10 protein-coding genes, 21 tRNA genes, 3 rRNA genes and 1 riboswitch are annotated in these 16,859 nt (G+C 48.7%); of the genes, 30 read left to right on the plus strand and 4 right to left on the minus strand.

The genetic code is table 11. The features are described 5' to 3' along the window. Positions 1-68: 68 nt before the first annotated feature. Together bslA and ABK447_RS05020 are read right to left on the minus strand one after the other, a co-directional pair. Entirely contained in the window at positions 69-608 is a 540-nt protein-coding gene (bslA, locus tag ABK447_RS05015) for a biofilm surface layer hydrophobin BslA (protein WP_015240450.1), read from the minus strand. Between the two features lie 159 nt (positions 609-767). Beyond that, positions 768-1,322 carry a GbsR/MarR family transcriptional regulator gene (locus ABK447_RS05020; RefSeq protein ID WP_007410170.1) on the minus strand — a complete coding sequence of 185 codons (555 nt, stop codon included), beginning with the start codon at positions 1,320-1,322 and terminating at the stop codon, positions 768-770. Positions 1,323-1,522: 200 nt separating this feature from the next. Here ABK447_RS05020 and betB point away from each other — a divergent pair, with 200 nt between their 5' ends. From betB to ABK447_RS05040, 4 genes are all read left to right on the plus strand, one after another. Beyond that, entirely contained in the window at positions 1,523-2,995 is a 1,473-nt protein-coding gene (gene betB, locus ABK447_RS05025) for a betaine-aldehyde dehydrogenase (RefSeq protein WP_014418720.1), read from the plus strand. Positions 2,996-3,012: 17 nt separating this feature from the next. Continuing rightward, positions 3,013-4,221 (plus strand): choline dehydrogenase, encoded by a 1,209-nt coding sequence (gene gbsB, locus ABK447_RS05030; RefSeq protein WP_003152181.1) that lies wholly within the window; start codon positions 3,013-3,015, stop codon positions 4,219-4,221. 71 nt (positions 4,222-4,292) lie between these two features. Continuing rightward, positions 4,293-4,874, plus strand: a complete 582-nt coding sequence (locus tag ABK447_RS05035) for an MOSC domain-containing protein (protein WP_003152182.1) — start codon at positions 4,293-4,295, stop codon at positions 4,872-4,874. Positions 4,875-4,974: 100 nt separating this feature from the next. Next, positions 4,975-6,125, plus strand: a protein-coding gene (locus ABK447_RS05040; protein WP_094031235.1) for an IS3 family transposase whose coding sequence is annotated in 2 segments (ribosomal slippage) — positions 4,975-5,248 and positions 5,248-6,125 — 1,152 coding nt in all. Because the reading frame shifts where the segments join, the coding sequence is not laid out codon by codon here. A gap of 19 nt (positions 6,126-6,144) precedes the next feature. Here the strand turns inward: ABK447_RS05040 and ABK447_RS05045 are convergent. Further along, positions 6,145-6,651, minus strand: a complete 507-nt coding sequence (locus tag ABK447_RS05045) for a DinB family protein (RefSeq protein ID WP_094031234.1) — start codon at positions 6,649-6,651, stop codon at positions 6,145-6,147. A gap of 146 nt (positions 6,652-6,797) precedes the next feature. On the opposite strand from ABK447_RS05045, the gene ABK447_RS05050 reads away from it, so the two are divergent. Together ABK447_RS05050 and ABK447_RS05055 are read left to right on the plus strand one after the other, a co-directional pair. Next, entirely contained in the window at positions 6,798-7,328 is a 531-nt protein-coding gene (locus ABK447_RS05050; RefSeq protein ID WP_007410165.1) for an NfeD family protein, read from the plus strand. Between the two features lie 19 nt (positions 7,329-7,347). Continuing rightward, positions 7,348-8,877, plus strand: a complete 1,530-nt coding sequence (locus ABK447_RS05055) for a flotillin family protein (protein ID WP_032867221.1) — start codon at positions 7,348-7,350, stop codon at positions 8,875-8,877. Positions 8,878-8,907: 30 nt separating this feature from the next. Here the strand turns inward: ABK447_RS05055 and thiT are convergent, their stop codons facing one another. Next, positions 8,908-9,489: an energy-coupled thiamine transporter ThiT gene (gene thiT, locus ABK447_RS05060; RefSeq protein ID WP_349909613.1), complete on the minus strand. Its 582-nt coding sequence runs from the start codon at positions 9,487-9,489 to the stop codon at positions 8,908-8,910. Positions 9,490-9,589: 100 nt separating this feature from the next. Next, positions 9,590-9,690, minus strand: a riboswitch (TPP riboswitch). 366 nt (positions 9,691-10,056) lie between these two features. On the opposite strand from thiT, the gene ABK447_RS05065 reads away from it, so the two are divergent. The 24 genes from ABK447_RS05065 to ABK447_RS05180 all read left to right on the plus strand — a co-directional run bounded on the left by ABK447_RS05065 (position 10,057) and on the right by ABK447_RS05180 (position 16,856). Continuing rightward, a 16S ribosomal RNA gene (locus ABK447_RS05065) occupies positions 10,057-11,606 on the plus strand. Positions 11,607-11,839: 233 nt separating this feature from the next. Continuing rightward, positions 11,840-14,769: ribosomal RNA gene (locus ABK447_RS05070) — 23S ribosomal RNA — on the plus strand. Positions 14,770-14,819: 50 nt separating this feature from the next. Then, positions 14,820-14,935, plus strand: a 5S ribosomal RNA gene (rrf, locus tag ABK447_RS05075). Together the 16S, 23S and 5S rRNA genes with 21 tRNA genes alongside form the textbook arrangement of a ribosomal RNA operon. 23 nt (positions 14,936-14,958) lie before the next feature. After that, a tRNA-Val gene (locus tag ABK447_RS05080) sits at positions 14,959-15,034 on the plus strand. A gap of 29 nt (positions 15,035-15,063) precedes the next feature. Further along, positions 15,064-15,139: transfer RNA gene (locus ABK447_RS05085), tRNA-Thr, on the plus strand. 37 nt (positions 15,140-15,176) lie between these two features. Next, positions 15,177-15,252 (plus strand) — tRNA-Lys (locus tag ABK447_RS05090). 10 nt (positions 15,253-15,262) lie between these two features. Then, positions 15,263-15,346: transfer RNA gene (locus ABK447_RS05095), tRNA-Leu, on the plus strand. Between the two features lie 9 nt (positions 15,347-15,355). Then, positions 15,356-15,430, plus strand: a tRNA-Gly gene (locus ABK447_RS05100). A gap of 19 nt (positions 15,431-15,449) precedes the next feature. Continuing rightward, positions 15,450-15,535: transfer RNA gene (locus ABK447_RS05105), tRNA-Leu, on the plus strand. Between the two features lie 9 nt (positions 15,536-15,544). Further along, positions 15,545-15,621: transfer RNA gene (locus tag ABK447_RS05110), tRNA-Arg, on the plus strand. 17 nt (positions 15,622-15,638) lie between these two features. After that, a tRNA-Pro gene (locus ABK447_RS05115) sits at positions 15,639-15,715 on the plus strand. A 4-nt stretch (positions 15,716-15,719) separates the two neighbouring features. Beyond that, positions 15,720-15,792: transfer RNA gene (locus ABK447_RS05120), tRNA-Ala, on the plus strand. A 20-nt stretch (positions 15,793-15,812) separates the two neighbouring features. Beyond that, positions 15,813-15,889: transfer RNA gene (locus tag ABK447_RS05125), tRNA-Met, on the plus strand. Between the two features lie 2 nt (positions 15,890-15,891). After that, positions 15,892-15,968: transfer RNA gene (locus ABK447_RS05130), tRNA-Ile, on the plus strand. A 7-nt stretch (positions 15,969-15,975) separates the two neighbouring features. After that, positions 15,976-16,068, plus strand: a tRNA-Ser gene (locus tag ABK447_RS05135). Positions 16,069-16,087: 19 nt separating this feature from the next. Next, positions 16,088-16,164, plus strand: a tRNA-Met gene (locus ABK447_RS05140). Positions 16,165-16,170: 6 nt separating this feature from the next. Further along, positions 16,171-16,247, plus strand: a tRNA-Asp gene (locus tag ABK447_RS05145). 10 nt (positions 16,248-16,257) lie between these two features. Beyond that, positions 16,258-16,333: transfer RNA gene (locus tag ABK447_RS05150), tRNA-Phe, on the plus strand. 20 nt (positions 16,334-16,353) lie between these two features. Further along, positions 16,354-16,429 (plus strand) — tRNA-His (locus tag ABK447_RS05155). 8 nt (positions 16,430-16,437) lie between these two features. Then, positions 16,438-16,511 (plus strand) — tRNA-Gly (locus ABK447_RS05160). A gap of 15 nt (positions 16,512-16,526) precedes the next feature. After that, positions 16,527-16,603 (plus strand) — tRNA-Ile (locus ABK447_RS05165). Positions 16,604-16,612: 9 nt separating this feature from the next. After that, a tRNA-Asn gene (locus ABK447_RS05170) sits at positions 16,613-16,687 on the plus strand. Positions 16,688-16,690: 3 nt separating this feature from the next. After that, a tRNA-Ser gene (locus ABK447_RS05175) sits at positions 16,691-16,781 on the plus strand. Between the two features lie 3 nt (positions 16,782-16,784). Further along, positions 16,785-16,856, plus strand: a tRNA-Glu gene (locus ABK447_RS05180). Positions 16,857-16,859 lie beyond the last annotated feature (3 nt).

The raw sequence follows: 16,859 nt of genomic DNA on the forward strand, positions 1-16,859 counted from the left end.
AGAAAGAAAACAGCACAAAAAAAGACCGGCTGACAAGCGATGGGCTTGTGCCGGTCCGTTTTTCGCAATTATTTGCAGTTGCAAGGCTGTGTCGGCGGTGTGCTGCGTTTTTGAACAACAATTGTGTCCTCAGCATAGAATTTAGAGCCGATGCTTAATGATTTATTTTCTGCACGGAACTTATATGTACCTGCAGCAGGCAATGTTTTATTATTAAGAGAAAGCTTGAATTCCGCTGCGCCGAGCAAATCAATGTTTAACGGAAGTCTGACTGTTTTGCCGTTATTCAGAATCTGTCTTTCACGCAAAGCGTGTCCGTTGACTGTATCTTTTGTTGTAGCCGCAAATCCGCTAGGAAGGGTAAATTCCATAACGCCTAAGCTCAGGATCGTGTTCGGACGGTACGTCAATTCGATATCAGAAAATGACCATTCCTGCTGGCTGGCACCTGTATATTTTGCAAATAAGGTAGCAGTCGCTTTCGTGGACATTTCCGGCTCGTGAACGGTTGAGCCTGACTCAGCGGCGAATGACGCTGTCGGCAGAGAAAGAAGCAAAACCAGGCCGAATAAACTTGCCATGACAGTTGAGAAAAATTTCTGTTTCATTTTCATAAATCCCCCTAAAAAAAATTTGCTGATTGTTCTTAAAAAAGAACGACCATACCTATAAAAATTTACCATCAATTTTAATGGAAGTAAATGGGGTTATGTTCCTATATTTTCTCAAAAATAATCAAATCACGACAAAAAACGCCTGATTTTGATTCAGGCGTTTTTTTCGTCCGTTTCTATCGGAATAAATTTAAAAATCTCCCCGCTCTGAACCGAGTCAGCGAGACGCTTCAGCCAATGATAATAAGCTTTCGAACTTTCAAGCTGATCATATAACTGCCGCGCTTCTTCCTGTAATTCCGCGTTGCCTTCCTCGGCCAGCAAAACGGACTGCAAATCCGCCTGGGCCTGTTCGATGGCGGACAAATTCACCTGAACTTCACGATCCCATTTCGGCGGGAAGAAATTCGTGAAAAACGTAAAGAAATCTTTTTCCGCTACAAACGTATGCTTCCGTGTGCCGCGGTGAAAGGTTTTTTTGACCACATTTAAATCCTGCAGCTTTTTGACGCCTGTGCTCATACTCGGTTTGCTCATCTGCAGTTCCTCACGCATTTCGTCAAGCGTCATTTCATCCCTCATATACATTGTTCCGTATAAAATCCCGACACTCCGGGTGATTCCGTAAAGATCCATCGTCTCTGCAATGGAATCAATGACAAGATCCCTGGCTTGTTCTATAGCTGCGAATTCTGGATTCTCATCCATACTGTCCCTCTTTTCCTCTTGAAGTTTAAATTTGTTAAGTCATTTCTTTATGTTCTTAATCTTAACGAATCATGACAAAATGTCAAAATCTAAACGGACTGACCGGGTTTTGACAGGCAAAAAAACATATGTTAAATTAATATTGTTAAAAACATTAAATTTTTATTTAACAAACTTACTTTTCGGTAAGGAGGACTCTTATGAGCAAAACGCTTTATATCGGCGGCGAATGGATCAGTGCAGAAAAAAAACAGACGCGCCGTATCATTAATCCATTTAATCAAGAAGAAATTGCAACGGTATGCGAAGGAGACCGGGATGATGCGGTGAAAGCCATCGCCGCAGCCAGAAAAGCATTTGATGAAGGGGAGTGGCCGGTGCTTTCCGGGCTCGAGCGCGGACAATTTGTTCTGAAAATTGCGGAATTAATCAGACGCGATCTGAACGAATTAGCTGAGCTGGAATCGCTCGATACAGGAAAAACGATTGAAGAAAGTAAAGCCGATATGGATGATATCGCAAATGTATTTCAATATTATGCCGGTTTGGCGGATAAAGACGGAGGCGAGGTCATTTCATCTCCGATTCCCGATTCCGTAAGTAAAATCGTCAGAGAGCCCATTGGCGTATGCGGACAAATTACGCCGTGGAACTATCCGCTCCTTCAGGCGAGCTGGAAAATCGCTCCCGCTCTTGCGGCCGGAAACACGATCGTTTTAAAGCCGAGCGAGATTACTCCGCTGACAACCATTAAAGTCTTTCAATTAATAGAAGAAGCCGGTATTCCGAAAGGGGTTGCCAATCTTGTGCTGGGGCCGGGCGCCTCTGTCGGCGACGAGCTGGCGAGAAACCTCGATGTCGATTTGGTCTCTTTTACGGGCGGAATTGAAACAGGCAAAAAAATCATGCAGGCGGCAAGCGGCAATGTGAAAAAGATTGCTCTGGAGCTTGGCGGCAAAAATCCGAATATCGTATTCCAAGATGCAGATCTCGAAACAGCTGCAGATCAAGCGCTGAACGCCGTGTTTTTCCATGCCGGCCAAGTATGTTCGGCAGGGTCCCGTCTTTTGGTGGACGAAGCCATTCATGATGAATTTTTAGCCGAGCTGATCAAGCGCACGAAACGCATAAAATTAGGAAACGGTTTTCATGAAGATACGGAAAGCGGTCCGCTGATTTCCGCCGAGCATCGGGCTAAAGTCGAAAAATACGTAGAAATCGGCATCGAAGAAGGGGCAAAACTGGAAACAGGCGGCAAACGTCCTGATGATCCCGCCCTTCAAAACGGTTTCTTCTATGAACCTACTATTTTCTCAAACTGCAAGTCTGATATGCGGATAGTCCAAGAGGAGATCTTCGGCCCCGTTTTAACAGTTGAGTCATTTTCTTCTGAAGAAGAAGTGATCAGACTTGCCAACGATACCATTTACGGGCTGGCCGGAGCGGTATGGTCAAAGGATATTGAAAAATGCGAACGCGTAGCCGCCAAACTGCGGATGGGAACGGTATGGATCAATGATTTCCACCCGTATTTCGCGCAAGCGCCATGGGGCGGGTACAAACAATCGGGCTTCGGCCGCGAACTCGGCAAAATCGGTCTGGAAGAATACACGGAAATCAAACATATTTACCGCAACACGAAACCTGCGGCTGTGAACTGGTTTCAAGCATAACGAGGAGGAGATACAATATGACATTAAATATGAAAGTAGAAAGCATGCATAAATTCCATACATTCGAAATCCCGACAGTCATTAAACACGGAATCGGCGCGATTCAGCACGCGGGAAGTGAAGTCAGAGCGCTTGGCGTCACAAAAGCGCTGCTCGTAACAGACCCGGGAATTTATAACGCGGGAGTGGCAAACCCGGTCATTGAATCTTTACAGGAAGCGGGCATCGAAGTCGTCCTGTTTAACAAAGTGGAGCCGAACCCGCCTGTACGTCTTGTAAACGAAGGATCAGAACTGTATAAAAAAGAAAACTGCAACGGCCTTGTGGCTGTCGGCGGCGGAAGCTCCATGGATACAGCGAAAGCGATCGGGGTAGAAGCGACACACGAAGGAAGTGTGCTTGATTATGAAGCCGCGGAAGGCAAAAAGCCGCTGGAAAACCGTATTCCTCCGCTGACAACGATCCCGACGACTGCGGGAACAGGTTCAGAGGTCACACAATGGGCGGTCATTACAGATGAGGAAAGAGAATTTAAATTCAATACGGGCGGACCGCTTATCGCCGCGCATTTAACAGTCATTGACCCTGAGCTGCACACGTCCATGCCTCCGCATGTGACGGCCATGACAGGTATTGACGCACTTGCGCACGCCATCGAGTGCTATACGATGAAATTCGCGCAGCCGATCACTGATGCCGTCGCTTTAATGGCCATTGAATATGCGGCGCATTATATTAAGCGCGCGTTTGCGGACGGAGAGGATTTGGAAGCAAGATACGGCATGGCGCAGGCGGCGATGCTTGCCGGCCTTTCATACGGCAGTGAATCAGCAGGCGCGGCGCATGCGATGAGCCAGACGCTCGGCGGCATCATCCCTGTCGCTCACGGACAATGCGTCGCAGCTATGATGGGGCCGGTAATGGAATACAACTGGAAAGGTTATCCGGAAAAATTCGCCCGCATCGCCAAAGCATTCGGAATCGATACAAGCAACATGACAACCGAAGAAGCGGCAAAAGCGTCCGTCAACTGGATGTATGATCTTGTAAAAGATTTAGAGGTGCCGAGTTTAGAAGAACAAGGTGTGTCTCCGGACATGATTGAACGTTTATCAAAAGAAGCCATGAAAGATCCGCAAACTTTCGGAAATCCAAGAGATTTGAATGAGAAAGCATACAACTGGATTTACAAACGCTGCTTTGACTTAACGCCGAAAACGGTATAATAAATGAACCCCGCTCCTTTACAGAGCGGGGTTTTTTAAGGATAATGTCAAGAAAAAGGCGGTGGTGGCTGATGTGGAAACGCATAACAGCAAAGACGGAAGGCGTATATATAGCGGATACCGAACAATTTGTTACCAAAAAGATGGACAAGCTTCGTGCGGAATACGGCGGGTTTCCCGGTGACTTGCATTTCGGACTGACAAAAAAGGCCGGCGCGCGTGAGCCGATGTATGAAAGAGGAACAGAAATTTTTAACCGGAGACAGATTTCAATCGTGTCCATGGAGGAATGTGATGACATTGCGGAGAAGATGGGGATTTCTCATATCTTTCCCGAATGGCTCGGCGCTAACATCGCAATCAGCGGTTTTTCTGCACTGACGCCGCTTAAAGAAGGAAGCAGAATGATATTTCCAAGCGGTGCGTCTCTGTTGTGCGAGGGAGAAAATGATCCGTGCATTCAGCCGGGAGAAGTCATTCAATCCTTTTATCCGGATCAGCCAAAACTCGCCGCGGCGTTTGTGAGGCACGCGATGGGCAGAAGAGGAATTGTCTGTATTGTTGAACGCCCGGGTGACATATGCACGGGTGATGCGGTCACCATCCATTCTTATGAACCGAAACGCGCCAAGAAAAAAATCGAGAAGGTCTGACTAGACGGGACTGACCCCATAATATGAGACAAACAAAAAACACCTTCAAGTTTGAAAACGGATCGTTGTTATCCGAAATTAGACTTGGAGGTGTTTTTCTATGAGGGCAAGAGTGAGTTATCCGGTTGAAGTCAAACAGAAGGCTGTAGAAATGAGATTGGCGGGCGTGCCTGTGAAGGAGATCATGCAGGAATTGAATATAAAGAATAAGACGCAGGTGCAGACATGGGTCAGGTGGTATAAAGCTGGGGACACACATCGATTCGAACAACCTGTCGGAAAGCAATATTCTTATGGAAAAGGTCCAGAGTATTCTTCCGAATTAGAGAAACTGCAGGCAGAAAATCGTTATCTGAGACAACAGAATGAAGTGTTAAAAAAGTACAACGAATTGGAAAGGAAGCTGATAGCGAAACGCCAGTCGAGCTTGTAGAAGCATTGCGCAGCACAATGACCATAAAGGATATCTGTATTCATTTAGGTATCTCACGAGCATCTTATTATCGTTGGAAGAAGAATCTGATGAAAGATAACCCTAAATACCATTTAGAAAAACAAATCGGCACGTTGTGCCGAGAACACAAGTATCGATATGGCTATCGGAAAATCACAGCCATATTAAAAAAGGGAATGCGTATGAATCATAAAACGGTTCAGCGCATTATGCAGAAGAATCAGTGGCAATGCCGGGTTAAGGTGAAAAAGCGTAAGAAGAATGGGCAGCCATATGCCGTGGCCGAGAATATATTGGATCGGAACTTTCAGTCTGATCGCCCTCTGGAAAAGCTAGTAACGGATATCACATATTTGCCTTATGGGCAGAAACAATTGTATCTTTCCAGTATATTGGATTTATACAATGGAGAAGTGATTGCTTTTACGATTGGCGATAGACAGGACACAGACTTTGTCTTACACACACTTGATCAGCTGCCCGCACTGCCAGAGAACTGTGTGTTACATAGTGACCAAGGTTCTGTTTATACATCTTATGAGTATCAGAAAGCTGTTAAAACAAAAGGCATTACCATGAGCATGTCCCGCAAAGGGACGCCCGCTGATAATGCCTCCATCGAATCGTTTCATTCCTCACTAAAGTCTGAAACGTTCTACCTCGACAGGTTGGAAAGCACTACGACGACCATCGTAGAACAAACTGTCGAAACCTATATACACTATTATAACAACATTCGTATTCAAACGAAACTAAACAACCAGCCGCCGGTCACATACCGACAGCTGGCTGCTTAAAGGTGTTTTGATCCCTGTCTCAAAAACGGGGGTCAGTCCCGACCTTCTTGATTTTTTGTTTGATTTCTTTTATTTGATTAATGTGACGCTTTTCATGATGGCCGATAAAATCAATCCACTGGCGGATCGTCAGTTCTTGAAAAACAGGATGCGGAAGCACACGTTCAAAGTCTTCCTCGTTTAATGATGAAATAACTGCGGTCAGCTGCTGTCTTGCCGTATCTAATTCTTGTTTTGCTTCAATGACTGATAATCGGTTTTGCTCAGGTTCGAGGTGTGACGGCGCCGGCCGTTTATCTGTTCTGTCCTCTATAAACTCCATCGGTTTTTCTTCTATTTCTTTTAACGGTGCGTCTTTTGCCTGCTTTGATAAAAGGGTCTGCGCTGTTTCGTCAATTTTCTTTAAATGGTCAAGGACTTCCCGCACGCTCCACTCATCAGCCGCGGGCTTTCGGTTGAATTCCTCATCAGAGAGTCCTTTCAGTTCTTCCCAGATCTGCTGTCTGGCTTCATTAAAAATGCTCATCCTATCTCCTCCTTTAGAGTAAACATATCATATCCGGATTGGATAATCATGTAATCAGCCTTCCTTATCAGAAAATTGAAACCATTTACCTTTACATCCGTATATAAAGTAACACTCCGACACCTCGGCCGAAAGGAGGATAGAAGATGGACATATTTCATCTGCCGCTTGAAACGGTCTATCTTTACACATTGATTATTTCGGGAAGTCTCACGCTTTTGATTCTGTTTTTTCAAGATGTGTTTCACGGCCTCTCGGAAGCCATTCCTGTTTCATTTTTAAACCCTGCATTGATTCTGTCTTTTTTAACAATCTTTTCAGCCTCAGGTTATATCGGCGAAATCGCCGCTCCGCTATCAAGTTCTGTCATTGCGTTGCTTTCATTTGTTCTTTCGGTTCTTTTGGTCAGCCTGCTTCACTTCTTCGTCCTTGTCCCGCTTTCATCAGCGGAAGAATCGCTCGCTTATCGGGAGACGGATTTAAAGGGCAGAGTCGGCAGGGTCATTACTTCCGTCCCGAAAGACGGCTATGGAGAAGTGATCATAGAGGGAATAGGGGGCGCCATTTCTAAATCAGCCGTCAGCTTTGATCAAGAACAGATCAAGTACGGAACTGCCGTATTAGTGATTGACGTGAAAGACGGAGTGCTTTTTGTGACGCCGCATGAACCAATCTGATATCTAAGGGGGAACTGTTATGACTATGCCGATTATCATCGTTATCGGAATCGTATTCTTTTTACTCATCGCACTTATTGCTGTATTTATTACGAAGTACCGGACGGCGGGGCCGGACGAAGCCCTTATCGTGACCGGAAGTTATTTGGGAAATAAGAACGTCCACATTGATGAAGGCGGAAATCGTCTGAAAATCGTCCGGGGCGGGGGAACGTTCGTGCTCCCGGTATTCCAGCAGGCAGAACCTCTCAGTTTACTGTCAAGCAAACTTGATGTCTCTACACCCGAAGTCTATACAGAGCAAGGCGTGCCGGTAATGGCCGACGGAACCGCCATTATTAAAATCGGAGGCTCTATCAGTGAAATCGCAACAGCAGCTGAACAATTTTTGGGGAAATCTAAGGAAGACCGTGAGCAGGAGGCGCGGGAGGTGCTGGAAGGCCATCTGCGCTCCATCCTCGGCTCCATGACCGTTGAAGAGATTTATAAAAACAGGGAAAAGTTTTCTCAGGAAGTCCAGCGGGTCGCGTCTCAGGATCTTGCTAAAATGGGGCTCGTGATCGTTTCTTTTACGATTAAAGACGTCCGCGATAAAAACGGCTATCTTGAATCATTAGGTAAGCCGAGAATCGCCCAAGTCAAGCGGGATGCGGACATTGCCACGGCAGAAGCGGATAAAGAGACGAGGATTAAACGCGCGGCCGCTGATAAAGACGCAAAAAAATCAGAGCTGGAGCGGGCGACGGAAATAGCTGAAGCGGAAAAAATCAATCAGCTGAAAATGGCGGAATACAGAAGAGAGCAGGATACAGCAAAAGCCAATGCCGACCAGGCATATGATCTTGAAACAGCAAAAGCCCGCCAGCAGGTGACAGAGCAGGAAATGCAAATTAAAATTATTGAGCGGCAAAAGCAGATTGAATTGGAGGAAAAAGAAATTCTGCGCCGTGAGCGCCAATATGACTCTGAAGTGAAGAAAAAAGCCGATGCCGACCGTTACTCGGTGGAACAAGCGGCCGAAGCCGCAAAAGCGAAGCAGCTCGCGGAAGCGGATGCCGAGCAGTACAGTATCGAAGCGATGGCCAAGGCGGAAGCGGAACGCGTGAGAATTGACGGTCTTGCTAAAGCGGAGGCTGAAAAGGCGAGAGGAGAAACCGAAGCGGAAGTCATCCGCCTGAAAGGTCTCGCAGAAGCGGAAGCTAAAGAAAAAATCGCCGAAGCATTCGAAAAATACGGGCAGGCTGCAATCCTTGATATGATTGTGAAAATGCTGCCTGAATATGCGAAGCAAGTCTCAGCGCCTCTTTCCAACATTGATAAAATAACCGTCGTTGATACGGGAGGAAGCGGTGAAAACGGCGGGGCCAATAAAGTCACAGGCTACGCAACCAATTTAATGGCTGGTCTTCAGGAAAGCTTAAAAGCATCTTCCGGAATCAATGTAAAAGAGCTTATTGAGAATTTTTCAGGCAAAGGAAACATAAAACAAAGTATAAATGAACTTACAAAAGAACTGAGTGATTCGAACGAACGGCACAGCCCGGAATAAAAAAACAGCAGGCGTAAACCGCCTGCTGTTTCAGTTCGTCCGCTTAGATTCAAGAAGCCGCGGCGCAGTCATGAATAATAAGATAAGGACAATGGCCGAAAGGATAAAAGAAGGAATCATATAAGTCGCGTTATAGACGGACGAATAAATCCATACCGGCGTGCCCTTCGGAGCATAGCTTCCGAAAAAGACAGCTCCGGAGACCACATGTGCCGCATAGCGCAGCACACTGCCGATGAAAACACCGCCTATAACATACATCGTTAAAGCGCCTCTTTTTTTATTCAATGCCGATTCCCGTACACCGGAAGCAAACAAGCCGCTGAAACCGAGAACTGCAAAGGCCGCGATGTAATCAAGAAATAGCTGGACCGGGTGCTGCAAAAACAAATTGCCGATGGCGATCTGGACAATCCCTGTCAAAAAGCCTGTCGTAAGCCCGGCTTTCACTCCCCAGCGGAATGAAATCAAAAAAATCGGAATCATCATAATAGAGACCGAACCGCCTTGGGGCATCCGGAGAAACATACCTGAGACAATGTCCAGAATGACAGCCGCCCCGGTCATAATCGCTATTTCAATTAAGCGCACAAGCCGTGTTGAATGATTCATAGTTTTCCCCCTGGTCAGACAACCGTAACAAGGATAAACAAAAAAGCAGCGCGGGGAAGGATGGGAAAAGGTCCGCGCGCTGCTTGCATAAACTGCAAATCATTTGGCTTTGCCACATCCCTACGCCAGCGTTAACTAACAGGTTCAAAGGGTCAGAACAAAATGTTCACTCTCAGCTTTAATGCTCCCCTTGTGGTCATCAAGTATTTAGTTCAATCTTACTATACAAGAAAATATGCCAAACCACAAGACAGCTTATCTTTCTATAGAAGAGAAACTGAAATAAGTATTAAAGAAAATAATTAATGATTTTTTTAAAAAAACTATTGTCATATTTTCAAAAGGGTGTTATATTATTAAACGTCGCTGATGAACAACAGACAACAACGAAAAGCTTCGCAAACAACTTAAAAAAAGTTGTTGACATAAAAGAAGCTGAGTGGTAAGATAATAAAGCTGCTTCAACAAGCGGTAATGATCTTTGAAAACTAAACAAGACAAAACGTACCTGTTAATTCAAAGTTTTAAATAAATCGCACAGCGATGTGCGTAGTCAGTCAAACTACTTTATCGGAGAGTTTGATCCTGGCTCAGGACGAACGCTGGCGGCGTGCCTAATACATGCAAGTCGAGCGGACAGATGGGAGCTTGCTCCCTGATGTTAGCGGCGGACGGGTGAGTAACACGTGGGTAACCTGCCTGTAAGACTGGGATAACTCCGGGAAACCGGGGCTAATACCGGATGGTTGTTTGAACCGCATGGTTCAGACATAAAAGGTGGCTTCGGCTACCACTTACAGATGGACCCGCGGCGCATTAGCTAGTTGGTGAGGTAACGGCTCACCAAGGCGACGATGCGTAGCCGACCTGAGAGGGTGATCGGCCACACTGGGACTGAGACACGGCCCAGACTCCTACGGGAGGCAGCAGTAGGGAATCTTCCGCAATGGACGAAAGTCTGACGGAGCAACGCCGCGTGAGTGATGAAGGTTTTCGGATCGTAAAGCTCTGTTGTTAGGGAAGAACAAGTGCCGTTCAAATAGGGCGGCACCTTGACGGTACCTAACCAGAAAGCCACGGCTAACTACGTGCCAGCAGCCGCGGTAATACGTAGGTGGCAAGCGTTGTCCGGAATTATTGGGCGTAAAGGGCTCGCAGGCGGTTTCTTAAGTCTGATGTGAAAGCCCCCGGCTCAACCGGGGAGGGTCATTGGAAACTGGGGAACTTGAGTGCAGAAGAGGAGAGTGGAATTCCACGTGTAGCGGTGAAATGCGTAGAGATGTGGAGGAACACCAGTGGCGAAGGCGACTCTCTGGTCTGTAACTGACGCTGAGGAGCGAAAGCGTGGGGAGCGAACAGGATTAGATACCCTGGTAGTCCACGCCGTAAACGATGAGTGCTAAGTGTTAGGGGGTTTCCGCCCCTTAGTGCTGCAGCTAACGCATTAAGCACTCCGCCTGGGGAGTACGGTCGCAAGACTGAAACTCAAAGGAATTGACGGGGGCCCGCACAAGCGGTGGAGCATGTGGTTTAATTCGAAGCAACGCGAAGAACCTTACCAGGTCTTGACATCCTCTGACAATCCTAGAGATAGGACGTCCCCTTCGGGGGCAGAGTGACAGGTGGTGCATGGTTGTCGTCAGCTCGTGTCGTGAGATGTTGGGTTAAGTCCCGCAACGAGCGCAACCCTTGATCTTAGTTGCCAGCATTCAGTTGGGCACTCTAAGGTGACTGCCGGTGACAAACCGGAGGAAGGTGGGGATGACGTCAAATCATCATGCCCCTTATGACCTGGGCTACACACGTGCTACAATGGACAGAACAAAGGGCAGCGAAACCGCGAGGTTAAGCCAATCCCACAAATCTGTTCTCAGTTCGGATCGCAGTCTGCAACTCGACTGCGTGAAGCTGGAATCGCTAGTAATCGCGGATCAGCATGCCGCGGTGAATACGTTCCCGGGCCTTGTACACACCGCCCGTCACACCACGAGAGTTTGTAACACCTGAAGTCGGTGAGGTAACCTTTTAGGAGCCAGCCGCCGAAGGTGGGACAGATGATTGGGGTGAAGTCGTAACAAGGTAGCCGTATCGGAAGGTGCGGCTGGATCACCTCCTTTCTAAGGATTTTAACGGAATATAAGACCTTGGGTCTTATAAACAGAACGTTCCCTGTCTTGTTTAGTTTTGAAGGATCATTCCTTCAAAACATAGGAACACCTGCTAAATGCGCCACTTCCTGTGGCAACGCATGTGTTAGCATGTCCTATGCGTTGTTCTTTGAAAACTAGATAACAGAAGTAATTCACATTCAATTAGTAATGCAAGATATCACGTAGTGATTCTTTTTAACGGTTAAGTTAGAAAGGGCGCACGGTGGATGCCTTGGCACTAGGAGCCGATGAAGGACGGGACGAACACCGATATGCTTCGGGGAGCTGTAAGCAAGCTTTGATCCGGAGATTTCCGAATGGGGAAACCCACCACTCGTAATGGAGTGGTATCCATATCTGAATACATAGGATATGAGAAGGCAGACCCGGGGAACTGAAACATCTAAGTACCCGGAGGAAGAGAAAGCAAATGCGATTCCCTGAGTAGCGGCGAGCGAAACGGGACCAGCCCAAACCAAGAGGCTTGCCTCTTGGGGTTGTAGGACACTCTGTACGGAGTTACAAAGGAACGAGGTAGATGAAGAGGTCTGGAAAGGCCCGCCATAGGAGGTAACAGCCCTGTAGTCAAAACTTCGTTCTCTCCTGAGTGGATCCTGAGTACGGCGGAACACGTGAAATTCCGTCGGAATCCGGGAGGACCATCTCCCAAGGCTAAATACTCCCTAGTGACCGATAGTGAACCAGTACCGTGAGGGAAAGGTGAAAAGCACCCCGGAAGGGGAGTGAAAGAGATCCTGAAACCGTGTGCCTACAAGTAGTCAGAGCCCGTTAACGGGTGATGGCGTGCCTTTTGTAGAATGAACCGGCGAGTTACGATCCCGTGCAAGGTTAAGCAGAAGATGCGGAGCCGCAGCGAAAGCGAGTCTGAATAGGGCGAATTGAGTACGTGGTCGTAGACCCGAAACCAGGTGATCTACCCATGTCCAGGGTGAAGTTCAGGTAACACTGAATGGAGGCCCGAACCCACGCACGTTGAAAAGTGCGGGGATGAGGTGTGGGTAGGGGTGAAATGCCAATCGAACCTGGAGATAGCTGGTTCTCTCCGAAATAGCTTTAGGGCTAGCCTCAAGGTAAGAGTCTCGGAGGTAGAGCACTGATTGGACTAGGGGCCCCTACCGGGTTACCGAATTCAGTCAAACTCCGAATGCCGATGACTTATCCTTGGGAGTCAGACTGCGAGTGATAAGATCCGTAGTCGAAAGGGAAACAGCCCAGACCGCCAGCTAAGGTCCCAAAGTATACGTTAAGTGGAAAAGGATGTGGAGTTGCTTAGACAACCAGGATGTTGGCTTAGAAGCAGCCACCATTTAAAGAGTGCGTAATAGCTCACTGGTCGAGTGACTCTGCGCCGAAAATGTACCGGGGCTAAACGTATCACCGAAGCTGCGGACTGTTCTTCGAACAGTGGTAGGAGAGCGTTCTAAGGGCTGTGAAGCAAGACCGGAAGGACTTGTGGAGCGCTTAGAAGTGAGAATGCCGGTATGAGTAGCGAAAGAGGGGTGAGAATCCCCTCCACCGAATGCCTAAGGTTTCCTGAGGAAGGCTCGTCCGCTCAGGGTTAGTCGGGACCTAAGCCGAGGCCGAAAGGCGTAGGCGATGGATAACAGGTTGATATTCCTGTACCACCTCCTCACCATTTGAGCAATGGGGGGACGCAGGAGGATAGGGTAAGCGCGGTATTGGATATCCGCGTCCAAGCAGTTAGGCTGGGAAATAGGCAAATCCGTTTCCCGTGAAGGCTGAGCTGTGATGGCGAGCGAATTATAGTAGCGAAGTTCCTGATTCCACACTGCCAAGAAAAGCCTCTAGCGAGGTGAGAGGTGCCCGTACCGCAAACCGACACAGGTAGGCGAGGAGAGAATCCTAAGGTGATCGAGAGAACTCTCGTTAAGGAACTCGGCAAAATGACCCCGTAACTTCGGGAGAAGGGGTGCTCTGTTAGGGTGCAAGCCCGAGAGAGCCGCAGTGAATAGGCCCAGGCGACTGTTTAGCAAAAACACAGGTCTCTGCGAAGCCGTAAGGCGAAGTATAGGGGCTGACGCCTGCCCGGTGCTGGAAGGTTAAGAGGAGCGCTTAGCGTAAGCGAAGGTGCGAATTGAAGCCCCAGTAAACGGCGGCCGTAACTATAACGGTCCTAAGGTAGCGAAATTCCTTGTCGGGTAAGTTCCGACCCGCACGAAAGGCGCAACGATCTGGGCACTGTCTCAACGAGAGACTCGGTGAAATTATAGTACCTGTGAAGATGCAGGTTACCCGCGACAGGACGGAAAGACCCCGTGGAGCTTTACTGCAGCCTGATATTGAATGTTGGTACAGCTTGTACAGGATAGGTAGGAGCCTTGGAAACCGGAGCGCCAGCTTCGGTGGAGGCATCGGTGGGATACTACCCTGGCTGTATTGACCTTCTAACCCGCCGCCCTTATCGGGCGGGGAGACAGTGTCAGGTGGGCAGTTTGACTGGGGCGGTCGCCTCCTAAAAGGTAACGGAGGCGCCCAAAGGTTCCCTCAGAATGGTTGGAAATCATTCGCAGAGTGTAAAGGCACAAGGGAGCTTGACTGCGAGACCTACAAGTCGAGCAGGGACGAAAGTCGGGCTTAGTGATCCGGTGGTTCCGCATGGAAGGGCCATCGCTCAACGGATAAAAGCTACCCCGGGGATAACAGGCTTATCTCCCCCAAGAGTCCACATCGACGGGGAGGTTTGGCACCTCGATGTCGGCTCATCGCATCCTGGGGCTGTAGTCGGTCCCAAGGGTTGGGCTGTTCGCCCATTAAAGCGGTACGCGAGCTGGGTTCAGAACGTCGTGAGACAGTTCGGTCCCTATCCGTCGCGGGCGCAGGAAATTTGAGAGGAGCTGTCCTTAGTACGAGAGGACCGGGATGGACGCACCGCTGGTGTACCAGTTGTTCTGCCAAGGGCATCGCTGGGTAGCTATGTGCGGACGGGATAAGTGCTGAAAGCATCTAAGCATGAAGCCCCCCTCAAGATGAGATTTCCCATTCCGCAAGGAAGTAAGATCCCTGAAAGATGATCAGGTTGATAGGTCTGAGGTGGAAGTGTGGCGACACATGGAGCTGACAGATACTAATCGATCGAGGACTTAACCAATTTGAATGTATGCTTACTGTTATCTAGTTTTGAGAGAACACTCTCAATGGTTTGGTGGCGATAGCGAAGAGGTCACACCCGTTCCCATGCCGAACACGGAAGTTAAGCTCTTCAGCGCCGATGGTAGTCGGGGGTTTCCCCCTGTGAGAGTAGGACGCCGCCAAGCCATTACACGCAAGTGTAATATACGGAGGATTAGCTCAGCTGGGAGAGCATCTGCCTTACAAGCAGAGGGTCGGCGGTTCGAGCCCGTCATCCTCCACCATTCCTATCATACATAAGTTGGCGTATTAAGCCGGTGTAGCTCAATTGGTAGAGCAACTGACTTGTAATCAGTAGGTTGGGGGTTCAAGTCCTCTTGCCGGCACCACCTTTATATGTTATACTATATAAGTCTCTTGTAATAAGAGCCATTAGCTCAGTTGGTAGAGCATCTGACTTTTAATCAGAGGGTCGAAGGTTCGAGTCCTTCATGGCTCACCATGTTTTTCTTGCGGATGTGGCGGAATTGGCAGACGCGCTAGAATCAGGCTCTAGTGTCTTTACAGACGTGGGGGTTCAAGTCCCTTCATCCGCATTGCCAAACGCGGAAGTAGTTCAGTGGTAGAACATCACCTTGCCAAGGTGGGGGTCGCGGGTTCGAATCCCGTCTTCCGCTCCAACTATACTATACCATCCATGCCGGGGTGGTGGAATTGGCAGACACACAGGACTTAAAATCCTGCGGTAGGTGACTACCGTGCCGGTTCAAGTCCGGCCCTCGGCACTTATTGTTGCGCCCGTAGCTCAATTGGATAGAGCGTTTGACTACGGATCAAAAGGTTAGGGGTTCGACTCCTCTCGGGCGCGCCATACATACTTTTGAAAAACGGGAAGTAGCTCAGCTTGGTAGAGCACATGGTTTGGGACCATGGGGTCGCAGGTTCGAATCCTGTCTTCCCGACCATTTTGGGGCCTTAGCTCAGCTGGGAGAGCGCCTGCTTTGCACGCAGGAGGTCAGCGGTTCGATCCCGCTAGGCTCCACTTGATTTTAATTGTTTTTTGGCGGTGTAGCTCAGCTGGCTAGAGCGTACGGTTCATACCCGTGAGGTCGGGGGTTCGATCCCCTCCGCCGCTACCATTGGACCTTTAGCTCAGTTGGTTAGAGCAGACGGCTCATAACCGTCCGGTCGTAGGTTCGAGTCCTACAAGGTCCACCACTTATACGGAGGAATACCCAAGTCTGGCTGAAGGGATCGGTCTTGAAAACCGACAGGGGTGTCAAAGCCCGCGGGGGTTCGAATCCCTCTTCCTCCGCCATATCTAATTTAATTATCATCGCGGGGTGGAGCAGTTCGGTAGCTCGTCGGGCTCATAACCCGAAGGTCGCAGGTTCAAATCCTGCCCCCGCAACCAAAAAATGGTCCGGTAGTTCAGTTGGTTAGAATGCCTGCCTGTCACGCAGGAGGTCGCGGGTTCGAGTCCCGTCCGGACCGCCATTTATAAAAAGGCTCGGTAGCTCAGTTGGTAGAGCAACGGACTGAAAATCCGTGTGTCGGCGGTTCGATTCCGTCCCGAGCCACCATTTAATTTAATATTGTTTTGGCGGTTGTGGCGAAGTGGTTAACGCACCAGATTGTGGCTCTGGCACTCGTGGGTTCGATTCCCATCAATCGCCCCAAACAACATGCGGGTGTAGTTTAGTGGTAAAACCTCAGCCTTCCAAGCTGATGTCGTGGGTTCGATTCCCATCACCCGCTCCATTTTTATATTGTCATGGGCCTGTAGCTCAGCTGGTTAGAGCGCACGCCTGATAAGCGTGAGGTCGGTGGTTCGAGTCCACTCAGGCCCACCATGATGATTTTCCACAGTAGCTCAGTGGTAGAGCTATCGGCTGTTAACCGATCGGTCGCAGGTTCGAATCCTGCCTGTGGAGCCATACGGAGAAGTACTCAAGTGGCTGAAGAGGCGCCCCTGCTAAGGGTGTAGGTCGTGTAAGCGGCGCGAGGGTTCAAATCCCTCCTTCTCCGCCATAAGGCCCGTTGGTCAAGCGGTTAAGACACCGCCCTTTCACGGCGGTAACACGGGTTCGAATCCCGTACGGGTCATTA

The sequence above is a fragment of the Bacillus sp. hwrm1 genome (assembly GCF_040207805.1).
In the GTDB taxonomy this organism is placed as follows: domain Bacteria; phylum Bacillota; class Bacilli; order Bacillales; family Bacillaceae; genus Bacillus; species Bacillus velezensis.

Bases quoted from the DNA above. Each gene is read 5' to 3' on its own strand.
- ABK447_RS05050 (WP_007410165.1), top strand. From the start codon at position 6,798: ATGGACATATTTCATCTGCCGCTTGAAACGGTCTATCTTTACACATTG.
- bslA (WP_015240450.1), bottom strand. From the start codon at position 608: ATGAAACAGAAATTTTTCTCAACTGTCATGGCAAGTTTATTCGGCCTG.
- ABK447_RS05055 (WP_032867221.1), top strand. From the start codon at position 7,348: ATGACTATGCCGATTATCATCGTTATCGGAATCGTATTCTTTTTACTC.
- ABK447_RS05035 (WP_003152182.1), top strand. From the start codon at position 4,293: ATGTGGAAACGCATAACAGCAAAGACGGAAGGCGTATATATAGCGGAT.
- gbsB (WP_003152181.1), top strand. From the start codon at position 3,013: ATGACATTAAATATGAAAGTAGAAAGCATGCATAAATTCCATACATTC.
- ABK447_RS05045 (WP_094031234.1), bottom strand. From the start codon at position 6,651: ATGAGCATTTTTAATGAAGCCAGACAGCAGATCTGGGAAGAACTGAAA.
- thiT (WP_349909613.1), bottom strand. From the start codon at position 9,489: ATGAATCATTCAACACGGCTTGTGCGCTTAATTGAAATAGCGATTATG.
- betB (WP_014418720.1), top strand. From the start codon at position 1,523: ATGAGCAAAACGCTTTATATCGGCGGCGAATGGATCAGTGCAGAAAAA.
- ABK447_RS05020 (WP_007410170.1), bottom strand. From the start codon at position 1,322: ATGGATGAGAATCCAGAATTCGCAGCTATAGAACAAGCCAGGGATCTT.